Consider the following 5,615-nt stretch of genomic DNA (forward strand, 5'->3'; position numbering starts at 1 on the left):
GGCCCCGGCCCGGCTGCTGGCCCCGGCCCGCGGCGCGCCGCCCGCGACGCGGCCGGTCGGCCGGGTGCGCCACGGGTCGTCCTCGCGTCGGTCCGGGCGGAGGAACTGTCGGTCGACGAGTGCCTGCGGGCCGTCCGCGAGCCCGGGGTGGGGGCGGTCGCGCTCTTCGTGGGCACGGTACGTGATCACGACCACGGGCGCGCGGTCACCGAACTGGAGTACACTGCCCACCCGCGTGCCGGCGCCGAGATCACACGCGTGGCGGACGATGTGGCTGCCATGTACCCGGTGCTCACCGTTGCCGTCACTCATCGTACGGGACTACTCGGTATCGGTGACATCGCCGTTGTCGTCGCGGTGGGGGCCGCGCACCGCGACGAGGCGTTCGCGGCCTGTCGTCGCCTGATTGACGAGGTCAAGGCCCAGGTGCCGATCTGGAAGCGGCAGGTCTTCGCGGACGGTTCGTCGGAGTGGGTGGGAGCCTGCTGAGCGTGGCTTACCATGAAGGTCGCCTCCCTTCCCCCGTCTCGACGCCGAGGCCGCCATGTGGTTCCTGCTCATCCCGCCTGTCGCCGTTCTGGTCACCCTTGTCTGGTTCGCCCTGCGCTCGCGCCCGGAACGCCGGCCCGAAGCACTGATCACCGTTGAGGGCTACCGGCGCAGCATGGCCGCTCTGGCGCGGCCGCTGCACTCGTCCCATGATCCGTCCAGTCGTGACCGGAGCTGGGCGTCCCGGGCCGGCGGCCGCCCGCCGGACCCGCGGTCGCCGGACGCGCCGTAGCCGCCGCCCCGTGGCGGATCCGCCCGTGTGGGCCCGGCCGTTGCGGGCCACACGAGCGGTTGCGCCACAGTTATGCCACTTTTTTGTGATCACTTTTTTGTCAGCTCGCTAGACTGCGAACATGACGCGGCGTATCCAGACACTCGTTGTTGCGTCCACGTTGTCGTTACTGCTCGTGGTCGTCGGGCTGTGGCTGCCGGTGCCGTTCGTGCTGCTCTCGCCCGGGCCGGTCACCGACACGCTCGGGCGTACCGACGGCAAGCCGTTGATCGAAATAGAGGGCCGGCAGACCTACCCGACCTCGGGGCGGCTCGAGCTGACGACGGTCGAGGAGATTCCCCGGCTCAACGTCCTCGGCGCGGTCCGCGGCTGGCTCAGCAGCGACCAGGCCGTGGTGCCCCGGGAGCTGGTCCAGCCGCCGGGTACCAGCGAGGAGCAGATCCGCCAGGAGAACACCGCGGCGATGATCGACTCGCAGGACCAGGCGACCGCCGCGGCTCTCCGCGAGCTCGGTGTCGCCGCGACCGGGACGTCCGTGGTCGTCTACCAGCTCGGTGCGCGCTCGCCCGCCGAGGGCAGGCTGCTGCCGGGCGATGTGATCGTGTCCGTGAACGGCGCCGCCATCACCACGCAGGGGCAGCTGCGGGACGAGATAGCGCGGGTCCGCCCCGGGCAGGCGGTGGCCATCTCCTACGTCCGGGACGGTGGCGCGCCCGCGCAGGCCGACATCATGACGGTGCCCGCGCCGGACGACCCGTCCCGGCCGGTCATCGGGATCATCACCACCGAGAAGCGCAGCTACCCGTTCACGGTGACGATCAGGCTCAAGGACGTGGGCGGACCGAGCGCCGGGCTGATGTTCGCTCTCGGCATAGTCGACCTTCTCGGGCCCGAACAGCTCACCGGCGGCCGGACGATCGCGGGCACCGGCACCATCGACGCCGCCGGCACGGTCGGGCCGATCGGCGGCATCCAGCAGAAGCTCCTCGGCGCCCGCCGCTCCGGCGCGGTCGCCTTCCTCGTCCCGGCCGGGAACTGCGCGGACGCCCGGGAGTCCGCCCCGGGCGGCCTGCGGCTCATCCGGGTCGAGACGTTGCAGGACGCCATCGGCGACCTGCACGCCCTCGCCGACAATCCCCAGGCGAACGTCCCCAGCTGCTGAGCGCCCGCGCCCGCCCGAGAAGCCTCACCCGTTGACACGGCCATCCCGGCGGGTGACGGCTGCCGGCAAGCCGGCCACCTGACGGACACACCGGCCGGTGGGCCTGTCCCGGCCGGGAAACGATCCTCCGGTCAGGGAAAGGCGCCGGTCAGTGGAAGGTCGCGAGCAGGCCGTCCACGAGGCCGTCGGCGAGGTCCGGGTCGACCACCAGCTCCTCGTCCCCGCGTACCCGCAGGCAGGACGCGTGCTGCCCGTCGCGGGTCACCCCGACCGCGAGCCGCACGTCCTGGCGCTCGGGATGGCTGGCCGCCCAGATCTCGATGTCCGCCTCCTCGTAGGGGGCTTCCTGCTCGGCGCTCGGGGGCAGCACGACGAGCTCGGTGACCAGGACACAGCCAAGGACCTCCTGCGGCCAGCCGATGCCGGCCAGCACCTCGTCCAGGCGCCCGGGGGGCAGGGGCTCCTGCTCGACCGGGGTGAGCGAGCCGGGGACGATCTGGCCGATGTGCGCGGCCAGGGCCGGCTCGCGGGCGACGAGCTCGGACGTGTCCGCCAGCGCGTACACCTGACTGGGCTGGTCCCAGCCCAGATCGGCCACGTGCCGCTCGACCTCCAGCACAACGGATGTCAACTCACTGATGTCGGGGCTGCTCACTAGCCCATCCTCTCCGATGGTGCCAGTCGGGCACTGGCGTAGGTTGCCTTCCAGGTGGACAACCTGGTCGTGTGCCCCCGACACAAGGAGAAGCGAGTGGCAGCAGCCCGCAGGCCACTGGTGGCGCGTACCCGCATCCTCATCCCCACTCTGGTCGTGCTCATCGTTCTGGTCGTTCTACTCGGCGTCTTCACCCGGGTCTACACCGACCTGCTCTTCTTCCGGTCGGTCGGCTTCGGCAAGGTCTTCAACACCGTCCTGTCGACACGGATACTGCTGTTCGTCGTCTTCGGTGCGCTGATGGCCGTCGCGGTGGGTGCCAACCTGCTGCTCGCGTACCGGCTGCGGCCCTCGGTGCGCCCGCTCTCCCTCGAACAGCAGAATCTCGAGCGCTACCGGGCCGGCATCGAACCGTACGCGGTGCTGATCCTGTTCGGCGTGTCGATCCTGTTCGGCATAGTAGCGGGTGTCTCGGCGTCCGGCCGGTGGCGGACCTGGCTGTTGTGGCGCAACGGGGAGTCCTTCGGGCAGCGGGACGCCCAGTTCCACCGCGACATCAGCTACTACGCCTTCACCTACCCGTTCCAGCGTTTCCTGCTCGGCTTCCTGCTGACCATCGTGGTGCTGTCGTTGCTGGTGACGCTGGTGACGCACTACCTGTTCGGCGGTATCCGGCTGCAGACGCAGAGCGAGCGGGTGGTGCCGGCGGCGAAGGTGCACATATCCGTCCTGCTGGGCCTGCTGGCCCTGCTGAAGGCGTGGGCCTACTACCTCGACCGCTTCGGGCTGGTCTTCTCCTCGCGCGGGGCGGTGCGCGGGGCCTCCTACACCGACACGCACGCGGTACTTCCCGCGAAGCTCATCCTGTTGTTCATCTCATTGCTGTGCGCGGTGCTGTTCATCTACAACATCTTCCAGCGGGGATGGACGCTGCCCCTGCTGTCCGCCGGGATACTGGTGCTGTCCGCCCTGGTGGTGGGAGGCATCTACCCGGCGATCGTCCAGCAGTTCCAGGTCCGGCCGAACGAGGCCTCCCGGGAGGCGCCCTACATCTCGCGGAACATCGCGGCCACCCGCGCCGCGTACGGGATCGACCAGATAAGACCGCAGCCCTACGACGCGTCCACCACACCCGACACGGCCAAGCTCGGCGCGGACTCGGCGACGCTGTCCAACGCGCGCCTGCTGGACCCGAACGTGCTCTCCGCGACCTACGACCAGCTCCAGCAGATCCGTGGCTACTACGGCTTCCCGGCCTCGCTCGACATCGACCGTTACACCATCGCCGGCGCCGACGGGCGCGACGGCACCCAGGACTACGTGGTCTCCGTCCGCGAGCTCGACCAGGGCGGTCTCGCGCCGCAGCAGCGGAACTGGATCAACCTGCATCTGACGTACACCCACGGCAAGGGGTTCGTCGCGGCGCCGGCGAACATCGTCGACAGCTCCGGACGCCCGGTCTTCACCGAGCAGAACCTGCCGCCGACCGGCCCGCTGAACGTACGGGAGAGCCGGGTCTACTTCGGCGAGCTGTCCCCGGACTACTCGATCGTCGGCACCCGGCAGGCCGAGATCGACGGGCCGGGCGACGCCGCCGGCAGCCAGGCGACGACCAGCTACAACGGGAGCGGCGGCGTCTCGGTCGGCTCGACGTTCCGGCGGGCCCTGTTCGCGTTGCGCTTCCAGGAGAAGAACATCCTGCTGTCGAGCGACATCACCGACAGTTCCCGGATCCTCTACGTGCGTAACCCGCGGGACCGGGTGAGCAAGGTCGCGCCCTGGCTGACCCTGGACGGCGACCCCTACCCCGCGGTCATCGACGGCCGGGTGACGTGGATTCTCGACGGCTACACGACCACCGACGGATACCCCTACGCCCAGCGCCGCACCCTCGGCTCGGTGACCGCGGACGCGGTGACCACCCGGGTGGCCAACCGGGCCAACCAGGCCGCGAACGAGGTCAACTACATCCGGAACTCCGTGAAGGTCACCGTCGACGCCTACAACGGGACCGTCGCGCTCTACGCCTGGGACGAGGCGGATCCCGTCCTGAAGACCTGGATGAAGGCGTTCCCGGGCAGCGTGAAGCCGAAGAGCGACATTCCCGCGTCCCTGCTGAGCCATCTCCGTTACCCGGAGGACCTCTTCAAGGTGCAGCGGGACCTCCTCGCCTCCTACCACGTGACCGATCCGCGTGAGTTCTACTCACAGGAGGACTTCTGGGCGGTCTCACCGGCCCCGGACGACCAGAACCAGACACAGCCGCCGTTCTACGTCTACAGCCAGCTGGTCGGGCAGTCGCAGCCCACCTTCAACCTGACCTCCCCGCTGCTGGCGCGGGCGTCGTCGAAACTCGCCGCCTACATGGCGGTGTCGAGCGATCCCGGCAGCTACGGCGAGTTCCAGGTCCTGCAGCTGCCCAAGGGCGTCACGATCAACGGGCCGGTCCAGGTGCAGAACCTCATCGAGTCCAACGCGAAGATCTCCCAGGAGCTCAACCTGCTGCGCGGCCAGGGCTCCCGGACCATCCAGGGGAACCTGCTGACCCTGCCGGTGGCGGGCGGGCTGCTCTACGTCGAGCCGTACTACGTCCAGGCGCGGGAGAACGCCGTGTACCCGACCCTGCAACGGGTGGCGGCCGTCTACGGCGAGAACATCGGTTTCGCGCCGACCCTGGGCGAGGCGTTGAGCCAGGTCTTCGGCACGAGCGTCGGCGGTACGCCCGGCGGCGGCACGGGCGGCACGGGCGGTGCTGGCGGTACGGGCGGCACCGGCGGTACGGGACCGGAGAGCCCCCCGCCGGGCGGCACGAACGACCCGCAGATCCGGCAGGCGATCGCCGACGCCGACCGCGCCTTCACCGCCGGGCAGGACGCGCTGCGCAAGAGCCCGCCCGACTTCACCGCCTACGGCAACGCGCAGAAGGACCTCTCGGACGCCCTGGACCGGCTGGGGCGGCTGACCGCGGCGCCACCGCCGCCAGCGAGCCCCGCGCCTTCGCCGCCGCCAGCGAGCCC

At 70.2% G+C, this 5,615-nt stretch carries 5 protein-coding genes; 4 read left to right on the top strand and 1 reads right to left on the bottom strand.

Translation table 11 applies throughout. The annotated features are described in order from the left end of the window. From NBX02_RS04460 to NBX02_RS04470, 3 genes are all read left to right on the top strand, one after another. A partial coding sequence (locus NBX02_RS04460) for a molybdopterin synthase catalytic subunit (protein WP_250290113.1) occupies positions 1-489 on the top strand: 489 nt, incomplete at its 5' end. A gap of 55 nt (positions 490-544) precedes the next feature. Next, positions 545-781: a hypothetical protein gene (locus tag NBX02_RS04465; RefSeq protein WP_250287018.1), complete on the top strand. Its 237-nt coding sequence runs from the start codon at positions 545-547 to the stop codon at positions 779-781. 121 nt (positions 782-902) lie between these two features. Beyond that, positions 903-1,943 (top strand): S16 family serine protease, encoded by a 1,041-nt coding sequence (locus tag NBX02_RS04470; RefSeq protein ID WP_250287013.1) that lies wholly within the window; start codon positions 903-905, stop codon positions 1,941-1,943. A 148-nt stretch (positions 1,944-2,091) separates the two neighbouring features. Here the strand turns inward: NBX02_RS04470 and NBX02_RS04475 are convergent, their stop codons facing one another. Next, positions 2,092-2,598, bottom strand: coding sequence for a PPA1309 family protein (locus NBX02_RS04475; protein ID WP_250287011.1), 507 nt, complete (start codon positions 2,596-2,598; stop codon positions 2,092-2,094). Between the two features lie 96 nt (positions 2,599-2,694). Between NBX02_RS04475 and NBX02_RS04480 the strand changes: the two genes are divergently transcribed. Then, a partial coding sequence (locus tag NBX02_RS04480) for a UPF0182 family protein (RefSeq protein WP_250290115.1) occupies positions 2,695-5,615 on the top strand: 2,921 nt, incomplete at its 3' end.

The sequence above is a fragment of the Protofrankia sp. CiP1_Cm_nod1 genome, assembly GCF_920888515.1.
Lineage (GTDB): Bacteria > Actinomycetota > Actinomycetes > Frankiales > Frankiaceae > Protofrankia.